Source organism: Vibrio sp. FF145 (assembly GCF_041439075.1).
GTDB lineage: Bacteria > Pseudomonadota > Gammaproteobacteria > Enterobacterales > Vibrionaceae > Vibrio > Vibrio tasmaniensis_A.
The window spans coordinates 1-15,037 of record NZ_JBGONH010000080.1 but is presented as its reverse complement, the minus strand read 5'-3'; the positions used below and the strand labels follow the sequence as shown (position 1 = coordinate 15,037).

The 15,037-nt window shown below is 43.8% G+C and carries 13 protein-coding genes and 1 riboswitch; of the genes, 4 read left to right on the top strand and 9 right to left on the bottom strand.

The features are described 5' to 3' along the window. The first annotated feature begins 419 nt into the window (after nucleotides 1-419). On the top strand, nucleotides 420-872 hold the full coding sequence (locus ACED42_RS20590; protein WP_371703971.1) for an RNA recognition motif domain-containing protein: 453 nt from the start codon (nucleotides 420-422) through the stop codon (nucleotides 870-872). Here ACED42_RS20590 and murI read toward each other — a convergent pair. The 3 genes from murI to ACED42_RS20575 are packed head-to-tail and all read right to left on the bottom strand — an operon-like array spanning nucleotide 835 to nucleotide 4,290. Continuing rightward, nucleotides 835-1,641 (bottom strand): glutamate racemase, encoded by an 807-nt coding sequence (gene murI, locus ACED42_RS20585; RefSeq protein ID WP_029225473.1) that lies wholly within the window; start codon nucleotides 1,639-1,641, stop codon nucleotides 835-837. The genes ACED42_RS20590 and murI overlap by 38 nt on opposite strands. A 60-nt stretch (nucleotides 1,642-1,701) precedes the next feature. After that, nucleotides 1,702-2,367 (bottom strand): ATPase, encoded by a 666-nt coding sequence (locus ACED42_RS20580; protein ID WP_371703969.1) that lies wholly within the window; start codon nucleotides 2,365-2,367, stop codon nucleotides 1,702-1,704. Nucleotides 2,368-2,415: 48 nt separating this feature from the next. Next, nucleotides 2,416-4,290: a TonB-dependent receptor domain-containing protein gene (locus ACED42_RS20575; RefSeq protein WP_371703968.1), complete on the bottom strand. Its 1,875-nt coding sequence runs from the start codon at nucleotides 4,288-4,290 to the stop codon at nucleotides 2,416-2,418. 39 nt (nucleotides 4,291-4,329) lie between these two features. Continuing rightward, a riboswitch (cobalamin riboswitch) is annotated at nucleotides 4,330-4,533 on the bottom strand. A gap of 154 nt (nucleotides 4,534-4,687) precedes the next feature. On the opposite strand from ACED42_RS20575, the gene trmA reads away from it, so the two are divergent. Next, nucleotides 4,688-5,797 carry a tRNA (uridine(54)-C5)-methyltransferase TrmA gene (gene trmA / locus ACED42_RS20570; RefSeq protein WP_371703966.1) on the top strand — a complete coding sequence of 370 codons (1,110 nt, stop codon included), beginning with the start codon at nucleotides 4,688-4,690 and terminating at the stop codon, nucleotides 5,795-5,797. An 82-nt stretch (nucleotides 5,798-5,879) separates the two neighbouring features. On the opposite strand, the gene ACED42_RS20565 is transcribed toward trmA, so the two are convergent. After that, nucleotides 5,880-6,251, bottom strand: a complete 372-nt coding sequence (locus ACED42_RS20565) for a YijD family membrane protein (RefSeq protein ID WP_004736696.1) — start codon at nucleotides 6,249-6,251, stop codon at nucleotides 5,880-5,882. Further along, a complete protein-coding gene (gene fabR, locus ACED42_RS20560; protein ID WP_009848253.1) occupies nucleotides 6,251-6,892 on the bottom strand; it encodes an HTH-type transcriptional repressor FabR in 642 nt (213 codons plus the stop codon). Before fabR ends, ACED42_RS20565 begins: the two co-directional genes overlap by 1 nt. Before the next feature lie 327 nt (nucleotides 6,893-7,219). Here fabR and sthA point away from each other — a divergent pair, with 327 nt between their 5' ends. After that, complete coding sequence (gene sthA, locus ACED42_RS20555; RefSeq protein WP_009848252.1) at nucleotides 7,220-8,620, top strand: Si-specific NAD(P)(+) transhydrogenase; 1,401 nt, start codon at nucleotides 7,220-7,222, stop codon at nucleotides 8,618-8,620. A 105-nt stretch (nucleotides 8,621-8,725) separates the two neighbouring features. Here sthA and dinF read toward each other — a convergent pair whose 3' ends face one another. From dinF to ACED42_RS20535, 4 genes are all read right to left on the bottom strand, one after another. Then, entirely contained in the window at nucleotides 8,726-10,081 is a 1,356-nt protein-coding gene (dinF, locus tag ACED42_RS20550) for an MATE family efflux transporter DinF (protein ID WP_032555306.1), read from the bottom strand. Nucleotides 10,082-10,222: 141 nt separating this feature from the next. Further along, the gene (locus tag ACED42_RS20545) at nucleotides 10,223-11,101 is read right to left on the bottom strand and encodes a class I SAM-dependent methyltransferase (RefSeq protein ID WP_009848250.1); all 879 of its coding nucleotides are present in this window, start codon (nucleotides 11,099-11,101) and stop codon (nucleotides 10,223-10,225) included. A 97-nt stretch (nucleotides 11,102-11,198) separates the two neighbouring features. Then, complete coding sequence (gene lexA / locus ACED42_RS20540) at nucleotides 11,199-11,819, bottom strand: transcriptional repressor LexA (protein WP_009848249.1); 621 nt, start codon at nucleotides 11,817-11,819, stop codon at nucleotides 11,199-11,201. A gap of 94 nt (nucleotides 11,820-11,913) precedes the next feature. After that, nucleotides 11,914-12,276: a diacylglycerol kinase gene (locus tag ACED42_RS20535; RefSeq protein ID WP_029223019.1), complete on the bottom strand. Its 363-nt coding sequence runs from the start codon at nucleotides 12,274-12,276 to the stop codon at nucleotides 11,914-11,916. Nucleotides 12,277-12,495: 219 nt separating this feature from the next. On the opposite strand from ACED42_RS20535, the gene plsB reads away from it, so the two are divergent. Beyond that, nucleotides 12,496-14,919 carry a glycerol-3-phosphate 1-O-acyltransferase PlsB gene (gene plsB, locus ACED42_RS20530; protein WP_371703964.1) on the top strand — a complete coding sequence of 808 codons (2,424 nt, stop codon included), beginning with the start codon at nucleotides 12,496-12,498 and terminating at the stop codon, nucleotides 14,917-14,919. Nucleotides 14,920-15,037 lie beyond the last annotated feature (118 nt).

Here is a 15,037-nt window from a genome sequence, read left to right as displayed (position 1 = left end):
TGATATTCATCAACGAGTGCCCACACAGATTGATAGGTTTAAATTGTTAAAGAGCGCTAGCGTTTTGTGACTCACATCTCAGTCGCTAGGGGTGCGTACTATACCTGCACCACTTAGAGAGTCAAGGGTTATTTTCAAACTCTTATTCTCTACCGATTTCGCTGCGTGACTTTCGTCTCACTCCTTGTCGGTGAGGCGGCATTATAGAGAGTTCGATATAGAGCACAAGAGCTTTTTAAAATAAAAGTTTTGTTCGCCTAAAAAGCCACCACATCCGCATTTTTCGAATAAAAACTAAACATTTGAGACGTATCACAGCAATACATTGGCAAAATGGAAGCCATGAACGTAAGATTCATGTGTCTATTTTGTTAATGGTAGATGCGTATATTTCGTTTATTAATATGTAGTATTCCGATATGAACTCAAAAAAATCGATGTTGTTAATTGTCGCGCTAGCTGTATTGGGCGGCATTGTTTTCTCTCAGGTAGATATATCGCCTGCAATTACCTTTATCCTTGGTGTCTTGGCTTCCGCTTTTGTTGTTAATTTTTCAAGCACCTACTCAAAATCAGAGTCAGAACCTAAGGCTTCAACAAAAACACTTTATGTGGGTAACCTTCCATACAAAGCGAATGAATCACATGTACGTGAATTGTTCTCTGAATATGGTGAAGTATTTGCTGTACGTTTAATGAAAGACAAGCGTACTGGTAAAAGAAGAGGTTTTGGATTTGTTGTTATGGCAAGTAATGATGTGAATCATGCTATTTCAGAGCTTAACGATAAAGATTACATGCAACGTACTTTAAAAGTACGCGTTGCAAACGATCCTAAACATCCAGAAACGGACGAAGCTGAGCTGAGCTAAACCCTAACTGCTTCAGCATACTATTTAGTGCACTTTCTTTTTTAGGAAGTGCACTACAAAAAGCCTCACGCACTCCCCCTTCTTCAGTACTGCTCTCTAAATCCAATAAATCTTGAACCCGCTTAGCAATAGCCTTACCTGAATCAATCAACATCACGTTTTTACCTAGCACTTGCTGAATCTCTGATTTGATCAGTGGGAAATGAGTACACCCTAAAACAGCCACATCAATTGTGTTGATCATTGGTTGAAGGATTTGCTGCAGCTCTTCAAGGTTAATCGCCTCTCCTCGGAGTTTATCTTCGGCCATATCCACCAGCTGAGTAGAACCTAAAAGCTCAACTCTTTTATTACTAGAGAAGTTTTTGATGAGCTCGTGTGTGTATTCACGAGTAATCGTTGCGGGTGTTGCAATAAGACCAACGGCTTTATTGGCAAGTAGCGATGCTGGCTTGATTGCCGGAACAACCCCGACAATAGGGATTGGGTTATTAGCCCTTAGTGTAGGTAACACAATTGTACTTGCTGTATTGCAGGCTATCACCACAATATCAATAGCGTGGCTAGCCACAAAACTGGCGACGATGCTTTGAACTCTGTGGATAAGGACTTGCTGGTCGAGCTCACCGTATGGGTAAGCCTCATTATCGAATACATAAGTATAGTTATGATTCGGTAGTAAGTGGCTTATCTCTTTATATACGGACAGACCGCCAACTCCAGAATCAAAGATCAATATGTTTTTTTGTATGCTTTCCGACACAACCATTACCTGTAATAAGTTCCGTTGCAATGATACCCCTTCACTTAGTTTTCGCCAATCATCACTCTACATAATGCAGGCTCGGTAGCGTTGATGCACAAAGCGCTCACCCTGCTCTACATTTTCCAGCTCTATCTTAAGCCTTCCTTTAAAGCATGGCGCTGACGTTACTAAAGTATGGAACTCACCATCTTCGCCGCATGGGTCGACGTGACTCGGTAAACTGTCGATTAGCTCAAACGTGTATTCTTTCCCGCAATAGCTCATGTCTAATGCATCGGTATCGACCGTGACGAGAAAGGTTTCGATTCCTCTGTCTATTATTTCACTCGCAAGTACCTGACTACTCCCTCCCATTAGGGGAAACACACACTCCCAACCAGCTGGTTCTATATAACTTCTTCGGTAATCGGCAATGCCATTACAGAACATATCTCCAAACGCGACCGCATCGATTGATAAGCTAGAATCTTTAAGTGCCGAGACAATCGTACTTTGGTAAACCTCATTACTTGGGAAGACTTCCGGTAGCTCAATCATGATTAATGGTAAACCGACCAATCGAGCTTGCATTGCAACTACCTCAATAGGAGTGACCTGGAAAGGAACTTCATCTCCAACATACGTAGTATACAGAGCAACAACTTCATACTCGGTGCTTTCAAGTAGGCGCTCTAACGTTAACGTAGAGTCTTTACCTGACGACCAACTCATGACGACTTTCTTTTTCATTGATATATCCAATAAGAAAAAACCGCCCGAAGGCGGTTTGCATACCAGTTAGAACTGGTATGAAGCATTTAGGTAGTATGCTTGATCTTGCGTTTCATACTTATCCACCGTTTGGTATTGAGTATTAAACAAGTTTTCAACTTTAGCTCGTAGTTTCCATTGTTCGGTCAACTGGTAAGCTAGTGTAAAGTTCACGAGGCTATACGGTTCAAGTTCCACCGTATTTTTTGCATCGTCATAGCGTTTACCTTGATACTGATAGCTCAAATCACCACGCCAGTCATTGTGTTCATAGCTGACCAACCATTTCGCTGCAAAGTTTGCTCTACGAGACAGCTCTTTATCTTGAATGTCTTCTGGTTGACCATAACCAGCAACATTGATTTTGTTGTTATGGTCTAGGAAGTCTAGCGACACTGAGTGTGAAATCACGCCAGTCTCAAACTGCGAGCTTACTTCAATACCACGTATTGTCGCATCAGAATTCTTTAAAGCTTCACCTTTTGACTGATAACTTACCAAATTAGTAATTTTGTTTGAATAACCTACAACGCGTATATCTGATACGTCAGAGAAGAACTCAAATCCAGCCTCAAAACTCAAAGACTCTTCTGGTTTCAAGTCACTCTTACCATAGCCAGGCCAGAATAAGTCATTGTATGTCGGAGCTCGAAAGGCAGTACCACCAGACGCAATCAAACGCCAATTCTGATTAACAAGATAACCAGTTCCTAGCTGCCATGTCGACTTTCCGCCATAGACTTCGTTGTCATCATGACGAACACTTGCTTCAATTTGCAGACCTGAATTGTCATAGAAAGCCGAAGCGAATACTGCATTATTCTTACGACTAGTACCGTCATATTTCTGGTAACTATTGCTGCTCCAAATTTTGGAATCAGCCACGGTGTCTTTAGTTAGGTCAACGCCTGCATTAAGTACAAAGATCTCAGATAACTGATAAGAGTTCAGCCAGTTAAGAGCATGGCGATCAGTGATTAAGTGGCTACCCGGAACTTGACCGCCTTTATTGTTACTATCGTCGCGGTTAGTTGATACAGACAAAGATGAACGATACTTCTCACCATTATATGCAACAAGCGCTGCGTAGTTGAAAAGAATAGATTCTTGCTCATCAGCTGATAGCTTACCTGTTGAAAAGTCCTTATAACTTTCATATTCAGTCACGCCTTTATGATAGAAGCCCATCACTTTAGCAGACCACTCAGGTGAAAAGTTTGTCCCAACCTCAAGCGTTAAGTCTTGACGGCTATAGCCATCTTCATCAGGTTGAGCCAGGCCAGTGCCTACGACATCAAAACCATCTGACGCTTCAGTGTTTACAGACATATTGATCCAAGAGTTCTGACCAACTTTAGAGCTCACACCAGCTGCGCCTTGGCGATAGTTATCAGTACCAGCACCAACTTGAACAGTACCAGAGTCAACATCAGCCCCTGATGAAGTAATAATGTTAATTACACCACCTATTGCATCAGCACCATATACCGCAGCACGAGCACCTTTTACTAACTCGATACGTTCAACGCCGCTTAGAGGAATAGCTGAGAAGTTCGCACTACCAGTTGTCGCACTACCAATTCTCACCCCGTTATAGAGGACAATGCTTTGATTCGATGAGGTACCGCGAACAAAGACTGAACTGTTTTGTCCACGTCCGCCATTTTGCGTTACTTGCACACCAGGTAATAATGCTAAAGCTTCCGTTAGAGATTTGATTTGCAGGTTATCAATTTGCTCTTTAGTCACAATATCGACAGTTGCTGTAACTTGACCCACAGACTGCTCAAAACGGTTAGCCGTAACGACCATGGTTTCGTCAGCAGATGCTTCTTGTGCGTGTAAATTGGAGATAGGTGAAAGCAGCGATGCTATAGCAACCGCTAAAAGGGATTTGTTCATGTTGTGATCCTAAATCGCGTAAAGTCCTACCAAACCACATTGTATGGCTTAGCCGCTGGCAGGTATTCGGACTTAAGAGCACAACCTTTCGGTTACCTAATATTCGACTTCCCACAAAATGCTATTTGCAGTGTCTATGAATACTCGTTCTCTTTTACCGCTGCGCGTCAGTTCTGGATTTTCACCAGATTCCCTCTTCAGCCATCTATACATCCACATGGCACCAGCTTGCCGGAAATAGTATTGACCTATGAATCATTTGTCTAGTCTAAGATAGTTATAAGCTATAGTTTTCGTCGTCTATTTAGACTGAATGGCTCTCAACACTGGACAAGCGCCTGTGATTGAATAAAATCTGCGCTCTTGATTTAAAAGCACGATAGCAAAAGGCATAACAATGGCGAATTTAGAAGTAAACCCGCAACGCTACCAAGAACAACTGGCAGAAAAGACTGAGCGTCTTACTGAAATGTTCTCAGAATATAATGTGCCTGAGCTGGAAGTGTATGAATCTCCAGAACAACACTACCGCATGCGTGCAGAGTTCCGCGTGTGGCATGAAGGTGACGATATGTATTACGTCATGTTCAATCAAGAGACCAAAGAAAAATACCGCGTAGACCAGTTCCCAGCGGCTAGCCGCCTGATCAACGACCTAATGCCTCTATTAACGGATGCAATGAAGGACAACCACTCTCTACGCCACAAACTATTCCAAGTAGACTTCCTTTCTACATTAAGCGGCGAGATTTTGGTGTCACTGCTTTACCATCGCCAATTAGGTGAACAGTGGATTCAAGATGCTAAAGCACTTAAGCAGCAATTAAACGATGAAGGTTTTAACCTAAACCTGATTGGTCGTGCGCGTAAGATGAAAATTGTACTGGATCGCGACTATGTAATTGAAAAGCTAGACGTGAATGGTGATAGCTACATCTACCAACAAGTAGAGAACAGCTTTACTCAACCAAACGGCAAAGTAGCAGAGAAAATGCTGGAATGGGCTGTCGACTGTACTCAGGACAGCAAAGGCGACTTGCTTGAGCTTTACTGTGGTAACGGTAACTTCTCATTAGCGCTAGCACAAAACTTCGAGCGTGTACTGGCAACTGAACTGGCGAAACCGTCAGTAGAATCTGCGCAATACAACATCGCGGCGAACAACATTGAAAATGTTCAGATCATCCGAATGTCTGCAGAAGATTTTACCGTAGCAATGGAAGGCAAGCGTGAATTCCGTCGTCTACAGCAAGCGAACATCGATCTTAAGAGCTACAACTGCAACACTATCTTTGTTGATCCACCGCGTTCAGGTATGGATGTCGATACTTGTAAGATGGTTCAAGGCTACGAGCGTATCATGTACATCTCTTGTAACCCTGAGACATTGAAAGAGAACCTAGACATTCTAAGCGAAACACACGACATAACTCGTTTTGCTCTATTTGACCAGTTCCCTTATACGCACCACATGGAAGCCGGTGTATTCCTAGAGCGTAAAGCGTAAGCCTAGCTCTCTAGGTCGAAGTCGAAGCAGCAGATACAAAAAAACGAGCCAATTGGCTCGTTTTTTTTATTTATAGATTGATTTAAGCGGTTTTACCGATAAAGCCTAGCTTCTTACCTACCCAAGCGAGCAGTAGCATCGCAACGATAATCGCAAAGAAGTTTGACCCGGCATCAGGGTGTTGTGCTTTCACAAAAGCCGAGTGGCCAAATGCACCTACAAAGAAACAAGCTAAACCCACTAACGGAATATCTTCAGATACTGGATTTGTTAGGTATTCTTGGTATAGCGCTTGTACAGCCAACACTAAAGCAATCAGCGGGAAAATAGAGAAGCCCACTTCGCTCATTGTTACCCAAGATAGCAGTGCATCACCACACACACCTGCTACAACAGCAAGTACGAGTGTCTTTCTTTCAGAACCACGGTTTACAGTATTATTTTCATTCGACATTATTCAATCCCGCCTTTTAATCGGTTACGTTCACGTTCTTTACGATACCAAAAAGCCCCTTTGGCCATCATTCGCAATTGCATGATCAAACGCTCAGCCAATTCATCTCGCTGACGTCGATCTAAATCTAATGCTTCTGCCCCTGAGTTAAAAACCAAGATGACGGAGGCTTCCGCTTGAGTAAAAGCTTCGTCTCTTGTCATGCCAGTCGTTATCAAATATTCGGTTAACTCAGCAGAGAAGTGCTGTATCTCACGAGCTACCGCTGCACGAAACTCAAATGAAGTTCCTGAGCGCTCTCGCAATAACAGTCTGAATACGTTAGGGCTGCTTTCAATGAATTCCATAAAGGTTTCAACCGATGTGCGAATCACACTGCCTTCTTTTACTATGCGTTGCCTAGCTTGACGCATCAACTGACGCAACAATAAGCCACCTTCATCGACCATGGTTAAGCCAAGCTCATCCATGTCTTTGAAATGGCGATAAAAGGAAGTCGGAGCTATTCCAGCCTCACGAGCGACTTCTCTCAAGCTTAGATTAGAAAAACTACGATCGGCACTGAGTTGGCTAAATGCCGCATCGACTAAGCTACGACGAGTCTTTTCTTTTTGCTGTGCGCGAATGCCCATTGGTTTCATACTTTATCAACATCTTCTTTTACAGCCTAAACAGGCATGTCTAATACTCTATTCAATATAACGCGAATCACTTACTTATATAAGGCACTCTGGTTATATAAGACACTAAACACACCTCTTTGTTCACGTATCGAAGTAAATACGTTCAAAGAAAACATTTCAATATCCGCACCGTCATTTGGAGACATACGACATACCAAATATTATTTTTTCAGTAGCATGACGTGATCTCACCGACTCTCTGATGCCCTTTTCATGTACCCAAGAACAGAATCAGTTAAAATCTCGCTAAAGCAATGTTAATCAAATATAACAAGGAAGATATCTATGTCGCACTCCAACCACTTTGATGTAATCGTAATTGGTAGTGGCCCCGGAGGAGAAGGGGCAGCGATGGGATTAACCAAAGCCGGGTTGAACGTTGCTATCATTGAAAAAGAGAGCAGCGTTGGTGGTGGTTGTACCCACTGGGGGACTATTCCTTCCAAAGCACTGCGTCATGCCGTAAGTCGTATTATTGAATTCAACAGTAACCCTCTGTTTTGTCAGAACAATAAAAGTATCCACTCAACATTTTCCAATATTCTGGGGCATGCTAAATCGGTCATCGACAAACAGACTCGCTTGCGCCAAGGTTTCTACGATCGCAACCAATGCACGTTAGTCTTCGGTACTGCACGTTTTATCGATACCCACACGATCTCCGTAATGCAAAGCGACGGTACTGAAGAACACTACAGCGCAGACAAATTTGTTATCGCGACAGGTTCTCGTCCTTATCAGCCAGACAACGTCGACTTCATGCATGAACGTGTCTACGACAGCGATTCAATTCTTTCTCTTAAACACGATCCTCAGCACATCATCATCTATGGTGCTGGTGTTATCGGCTGTGAATATGCCTCTATATTTCGCGGTTTAGGCGTTAAAACCGATCTCATTAATACTCGCGATCGCCTGTTGTCCTTCTTAGATAACGAAACCTCAGATGCACTTTCTTACCACTTCTGGAACAGTGGTGTTGTTATTCGTAACGATGAGACCTTTGAGAAAATTGAAGGAACAGATGATGGTGTAATCATTCATCTAGAGTCAGGTAAAAAAATGCGTGCCGATTGCCTACTGTATGCCAATGGTCGAACGGGTAATACTGATAAACTGAACCTTGGTGCGGTTGGCTTAGAAGCGGACTCTCGTGGACAAGTATCAGTCAACAGCAACTACCAAACCAGTGTTGAACATGTTTACGCTGTCGGTGATGTGATTGGGTATCCTAGCCTAGCAAGTGCTGCTTATGACCAAGGTCGATTTGTGGCCCAAGCCGTGGTGAAAGGTGAAGCAGAACGACACCTTATCGAAGACATCCCAACAGGTATCTACACCATTCCTGAGATCAGCTCTGTCGGTAAAACCGAGCAAGAGCTTACTGCAGCTAAAGTACCGTATGAAGTGGGACGTTCTTCATTCAAGCACTTAGCTCGCGCTCAAATTGCAGGTAAAGATATTGGTAGCTTGAAGATACTTTTCCATCGTGAAACTAAAGAGATTTTAGGTATCCACGTGTTTGGTGAACGTGCCGCTGAAATCATTCACATTGGCCAGGCGATCATGGAACAAAAAGGCGAAGCCAACACCATCGAATACTTTGTGAATACCACCTTTAACTATCCGACGATGGCCGAGGCGTATCGCGTAGCAGCGCTTAACGGACTTAACCGTTTGTTCTAAACAAAGAACCAACAGGACTATTTGACCACCTGTAGGCCAAATACATAAACAGCAAGCCATGAGCTTGCTGTTTTATTTTTCGTTCTCTGAACTAAGCTACCTAAGCTAGGCGAGAAACTCACCTTTCTTCCACTGAGAAATAAATAAAACACCGAGACCGATGCCACGCACCGCCATAAAGCTCAACATTGCTAGCCACAGCGCATGGTTATCAAAACCTGATGCTAAGTAGAAAATTACGAAGAAACTGCAGGTCGCAACAAACATACTGTTACGCATATCTTTGCCTTTGGTTGCGCCTACGAAGATACCGTCCAGCAAGAAGCACCACATTGAAACCAGTGGCATTGCGATCAACCAAGGCAGATACACCTCAGCTTGGCTTTTTACATCTGGGATAGTGGTGATCATATTAATTAAATTAGACCCAGCGATCGCGAATACTGTGGTCAGCACCAAACAAATATTAAAGCTCCAGAAGAAAGTACCAATTAAAGACTGATTAAGCTCTTCTTTATCTTTCGCGCCTATCGCCTTACCAACCATAGCTTCCATTGCATAGGCAAAACCATCCATCCCATAAGAGATGATCATCAAGAAACTCATTAACACTGCATTGGCCGCAACAACATCATCGCCAAAGCTTGCACCTTGGAAGGTCATGAAAGTGAAAGTCGTTTGTAGGCATAGTGAACGAAGGAAGATATCGCGATTCAGTTTTACGAAACGACTCAAACCTTGACTGGTTTTCTTAAGCAGATCCCATGGCGATGGTAACTGCTTCTTCACCCAGATTCGGTAAACACAAATCAGGCCAAATGTTAAACCGGCATAATCAGCCATTACAGATGCCAATGCTGCGCCTTCCACTTGCCAGCCGAGGCCAATCACAAATACGATATCTAAAACGATGTTGGTGATATTAGTAATGATCACCATCCACATGGGTGCTTTGGCATTTTGGGTTCCGAGTAACCAACCTAACAGCACAAAGTTAGTCAACGCAGCAGGCGCACTCCATGCTCGGATAGAGAAATATTGCTGACCATAGTGTTTCACTTGGTCACTGGCACTACTCAGAGAGAAAACCGCATCCGCAACAAAGCTATGCAATAGCAAGAAGAAACCAGCAAACCCTAGCGCCATGGTCACGCCTTGCACAAAGACTAAACCAAGTTGCTTGCCATCGTTCGCCCCATAAGATTGCGCGGCCAGTCCCGTCGTCGACATTCGTAGGAAACCAAGCAACCAAAAGGTCACGCTGATCATAGTCCCACCCAAAGCGACACCACCTAAATACCAAGAATGCTCTAAGTGACCGATAACCGCAGCATCGACTAAGCCCAACAGTGGAACCGTAATATTAGAAAGAACCATCGGGATCGCGAGCAACAGCACTTTTTTGTGCATCGCCTGATTGGATAACGTTTGAAAAATAGTTTGGGGATTAAATAACTTCACGATCACCTCTTAGATTAGAGGCGATAGTTTAACCTAGTGAGTGGGCTTTCACTATGGTGTGGGGAGGCGCTTGCCTTTTATCGATAACGAATAGCTATAACGAGGCAAGTATTCAGATACCTGCCAACAGAACCGCTAGCACTACCACTTAACAAGCACTAACTGCGGCGTTAAACGCTTTTTGACCTGAGAGATTTTACAAAGAAGTCGCTGCCACAATTTCCAACGATTACACTGCTGGTCAAGTGGAGAAAACGCTTTTACCCACTGAGCCCATGGCAGCCAATTAAGGACGCTGTCTATCGGAGAAGATAAGCCATGTGCGTATTTTCCAGAACCGAGCTTTTGCCCCAGAGCACTAGAGCTTTTATCTCCAGCTAACACTAAACACGCATGTGCGTGGGTAAAATAACGGCTCAAAGACTGAATAAAGTTCGCCGTCTGTTGTTCATTGCAATCCAGCAGAGCATGTTCACACACCACCATCACTGAGGCTTGTTCTGGAATATTAAGTTCATCCAACCAGGTCAGGTCATCCACCGAGCCACACTCTAGACGGTAGCGTTCATTCTTGTGGAACAGGCGTTGTCGCCAAACTAAGTTCTCGGTTACATCTAGCTCAACCCAATGACAGCGGCCATTATCTAAACGGTAGAAACGGGTATCGAGCCCTGCTCCCACGTTAATAATCCAGGCATCTGGGTTATGAGATAAAAACTGTTGAACTTGAGAGTCACAAAGTTGAGTCAGTGTCGCGTAAAGGAGTTGTTGCTGGTCGAGTTCACCGGTAAGGCATTCAGGTGCGAGTTGGCAACGCTTGCAGGCTTGTGCTGCAATAGGGTCATAAACAAGACCGTCATCGGCTAGGCTTTCGCGGCTGCGAAACCAAAGGTGTTGAACAAGATTCGTCGGTACTTGGAATTCTTGATGTGCTGACCCGAGATCAGAAGAAGCCTTTTGATCATAGGTGTGCGACTTACGAATAAGCGGCTTCATTTGAGGTTTGGTTGGGTTTGGCATCATCATCTTCCTTGTATCTCGACAAAGAAGATGATAATGAATATCAATTACAATAACAAGTTATTGAGAGTAAATATCAATAAGCTGTTTGCACTGACTACATCCAGTCCGTGTTACGAATAATACCAACTGCAAGTCCTTCAATAGACAAGTGTTGGGATTCTAAGTCCACGTGAATTGGAGAAAACTCTTCATTTTCAGCATGCAACAAAACGGTAGAACCTTTGCGCTCTAGGCGTTTTACCGTTACATCATCGTCGACACGAGCCACGACAACTTGTCCATCACGCACGTCTTGTGTTTTATGCACGGCCAGTAAATCGCCATCCATAATACCGATGTCTTTCATACTTTCGCCATTTACGCGAAGTAAGAAGTCAGCTTGTGGCTTAAACATACCTGGGTCAACTTGGTAATGCATTTCTACATGCTCTTGAGCCAAAATAGGCTCGCCAGCGGCAACCTGACCGATTAATGGTAAACCTTGCTCTTCATTCGCTGCATCTTCAAGCAAAATACGAATACCGCGAGACGCACCCGGGATAATCTCAATCGCTTCTTTACGAGCAAGAGCTTTCAAATGTTCTTCTGCAGCATTTGCAGAGCGGAAGCCAAGTTCACGTGCGATTTCTGCACGAGTCGGTGGCATACCGCAATCTTCGATCTTACTTTTGATAAGGTCAAAAACTTGTTGCTGGCGGGGCGTTAACGGCTTCATGATTCACCTGTCTTTTTATACAGTTGACTGTGAGTATATCCAGTAACTGAACAAAAGCAAAGCAATTGGTTGTTTTTAGTTCATTTTTAGCGAATTACAAAAATAAGATCTCTAACCACACGTAACCAGCTAATACTAAACAGATAAAAACGGCAGCTGAGCCAACATCTTTCGCCATCCCAGAAAGCTCATGATGTTCGCTACCGATTCGGTCAACGACCGCTTCAATCGCGGTATTAATCAACTCGACAACCATCACCAACACGACGGCTGAAATCATTAAGATTCGCTCAACTTGGTTTACATCTAAGTAGAACGCCAACGGAATAAGCACTGCGGCCATAAAGACTTCTTGTCGAAATGCAGCCTCGTTTTTAAACGAGCTCGTGATGCCTTGCCATGAAAAGCCCGCCGCTTTGACGATACGTTTGAATCCGGTGTTTGATTTTTTGGTCATTTTTAACTCTATACTCAATCAGTCGATGAATGATTTTCCACAAACTTAACGGCAATATGACTATTTCCATTAAAAGGTTAGACCAGTTTCTGGTATTCTTGCATCGATTAAATTTACGCCTAGGCTTATCCCTATTTCACTCATAGGATTTATCCTCTCATTATAGAAATAGAGATACGCTTGAGCACATTGAAATAACTATTGAGGCAGTGAACCTATATGTCTTCTGGACAATCTTTTTCACGTTCATTAATGAAGCTACCTTTATCCCTATTGGTAAAGAGCACATCAATCCCTTCAAACCCTGTAGAGGATTTGAACATTGATTTGAGCAAACCGATTGTATACGCCTTACCGTTTCGCTCAAGTGTAGACATTCTTACATTGCAAAAACATGCACTTGAACTAGGGTTGCCTGATCCGTTGAGCAAACTTGAAATCAATGGCAAATCACTGCAACGCTACGTTTTTATCTCTTCTCGCAAAACTCTACTGCAAGACGATGATTATGTACCAAGCTCATCAATTGAAGTCTTCTCTGAACTGCTTTCACTGCATGCAGAAGACTCCGAGCTCGACGTTCAAGTTATCCCTGCCACCGTATTGTGGGGTCGAAAGCCTGGTAAAGAGAATAACCAGAAGCCTTACCTACAAGCAATGAACGGCTTAGAGAAATCGAAAGCTGTATTGCTAGCAGGTCGTGACTGTCTGGTTCGCTTTAGCCCAGTGGTATCTCTACGATACATGGCTAACTCACACGGCACCGACAGCACCATCGCGCATAAACTGGCGCGCGTGGCACGCATTCACTTCTCTCGTCAAAAGCTTGCAGCATCGGGCCCAAATCTACCAAGCCGCCAAGCTCTGTTCGACCGCCTGCTAAAGTCAGAAGCAATCAAAAAGGCGATAGAAGATGAAGCTGAATCAAAAAATATTTCCATAGAGAAAGCGAGCAAAGAAGCTCAAGACATCATGGATGAGATTGCTGCGAACTTCTCTTACTCGCTAATCAAACGCGGTGAAAAGATTCTTGGTTGGTTGTGGAATAAGTTGTACCAAGGCCTGCATATCAGCAACGCTTCAACCGTTCGTAAGCTGGCTCAAGATGGTCACGAGATCGTTTATGTACCTTGTCATCGTAGTCACATGGATTACTTACTGCTTTCTTATGTGCTTTATCATGAAGGCATGGTGCCTCCGCACATCGCAGCAGGTATCAACCTGAACTTCTTCCCTGCCGGCCCTATTTTCCGTCATGGTGGTGCGTTCTTTATTCGTCGTAGCTTCAAAGGCAACAAGTTGTACTCGACTATTTTCCGCGAATACCTAGCGGAATTATTCGCTAAAGGTTACTCGGTAGAATACTTCAGTGAAGGTGGTCGCTCTCGTACAGGTCGTCTATTGCAGGCGAAAACCGGCATGCTAGCGATGACAATCCAAGCAATGCTGCGCGGCATGAACCGTCCGGTGACTTTGGTTCCTGTATACATCGGCTATGAGCACGTAATGGAAGTGGCTACTTACGCCAAAGAGCTTCGTGGTAAGCGCAAAGAGAAAGAGAATGCGAGCCTTGTGATTCGAACTCTGCGTAAGCTGCGCAATTTTGGTAAAGGTTATGTGAACTTCGGTGAGCCAATTCAGCTTAACCAATATCTGAACGAACATGCTCCTGAGTGGACTAAAGATATCGACCCAATGGGAACCAGCAAACCACAATGGATGAACCCGGTGGTTAATGACTTGGCAACCAAAATGATGACGCACATTAACGATGCGGCAGCGACCAATGCCCTGACTCTTTGTGCAACGGCACTATTGGCTTCAAGACAGCGCGCATTGTCTCGTGACTCTTTGGTTTCTCAGATCAACTGCTACCTGTCTCTACTTAAGAATGTGCCTTATTCAGATACATTCACAGTGCCTAAAGACAGCGCTGAAGACTTAGTAAAACACGCAGAGTCATTGAACAAGTTCTTAATTGAATCAGACACTATGGGCGACATCATTTCGCTTGATCGTCACCAATCGATTCTGATGACCTACTATCGTAATAACATCATTCACTTGTTTGCATTGCCATCATTGATCGCTCAGATGACCATTCGTCAGCACGGTTTATCAATCGACGCTATTCAAGAAAATGTTGCAGCTATCTACCCATTCTTAAAGAAAGAGTTATTTTTAAGCTACGACGAAGATCAGCTTGAAAGCGTGGTTGCGAACATCATTGATGAGCTAGTCGGTCAAGGCATGCTTGTTGTGTCGAACAACCAAGTAACGATCAACCAGTCAAACAGCCAAGCACTGATGCTACTAGGCCGTACGATTTCAGAAACGCTCCAGCGCTACTCAATTGCTCTGAACCTATTGGCAGAGAATCCTGATCTAGATAAGTCAGACCTTGAGCAGAAGAGCCAAGACATCGCACAGCGACTGGGTCGCCTACAAGGTATCAACGCACCGGAGTTCTTCGATAAAGGCGTGTTTGCGTCGATGTTCGCAACTCTGAAACAGCAGCAATATCTGGATAACGATGGTAACTGTGATTTAGAAAAGACTCAGCAATTCGCTAAACTTCTCTACTCAATGCTTTACCCTGAAGTACGTTTGACGATTCAAGAGAGTATCCACCAAGCAGAATAATCTCTTGGTTAGCATTCACTTTAATCACTAGACTGAATACGATCAAAAAAGGCACCCAATGGGTAATGCCGATCGTTTAAGAAGACTTGAACGATCTTGCAGTTAGCAGATAATCCCC

What these genes read in the sequence shown, in the direction of transcription:
- ACED42_RS20565 (WP_004736696.1), bottom strand. Translation starts at nt 6,251, where the DNA reads ATGTCGAATGAAAATAATACTGTAAACCGTGGTTCTGAAAGAAAGACA.
- fabR (WP_009848253.1), bottom strand. Translation starts at nt 6,892, where the DNA reads ATGAAACCAATGGGCATTCGCGCACAGCAAAAAGAAAAGACTCGTCGT.
- ACED42_RS20580 (WP_371703969.1), bottom strand. Translation starts at nt 2,367, where the DNA reads ATGAAAAAGAAAGTCGTCATGAGTTGGTCGTCAGGTAAAGACTCTACG.
- ACED42_RS20590 (WP_371703971.1), top strand. Translation starts at nt 420, where the DNA reads ATGAACTCAAAAAAATCGATGTTGTTAATTGTCGCGCTAGCTGTATTG.
- lexA (WP_009848249.1), bottom strand. Translation starts at nt 11,819, where the DNA reads ATGAAGCCGTTAACGCCCCGCCAGCAACAAGTTTTTGACCTTATCAAA.
- trmA (WP_371703966.1), top strand. Translation starts at nt 4,688, where the DNA reads ATGGCGAATTTAGAAGTAAACCCGCAACGCTACCAAGAACAACTGGCA.
- ACED42_RS20545 (WP_009848250.1), bottom strand. Translation starts at nt 11,101, where the DNA reads ATGCCAAACCCAACCAAACCTCAAATGAAGCCGCTTATTCGTAAGTCG.
- murI (WP_029225473.1), bottom strand. Translation starts at nt 1,641, where the DNA reads ATGGTTGTGTCGGAAAGCATACAAAAAAACATATTGATCTTTGATTCT.
- ACED42_RS20575 (WP_371703968.1), bottom strand. Translation starts at nt 4,290, where the DNA reads ATGAACAAATCCCTTTTAGCGGTTGCTATAGCATCGCTGCTTTCACCT.
- plsB (WP_371703964.1), top strand. Translation starts at nt 12,496, where the DNA reads ATGTCTTCTGGACAATCTTTTTCACGTTCATTAATGAAGCTACCTTTA.
- ACED42_RS20535 (WP_029223019.1), bottom strand. Translation starts at nt 12,276, where the DNA reads ATGACCAAAAAATCAAACACCGGATTCAAACGTATCGTCAAAGCGGCG.
- sthA (WP_009848252.1), top strand. Translation starts at nt 7,220, where the DNA reads ATGTCGCACTCCAACCACTTTGATGTAATCGTAATTGGTAGTGGCCCC.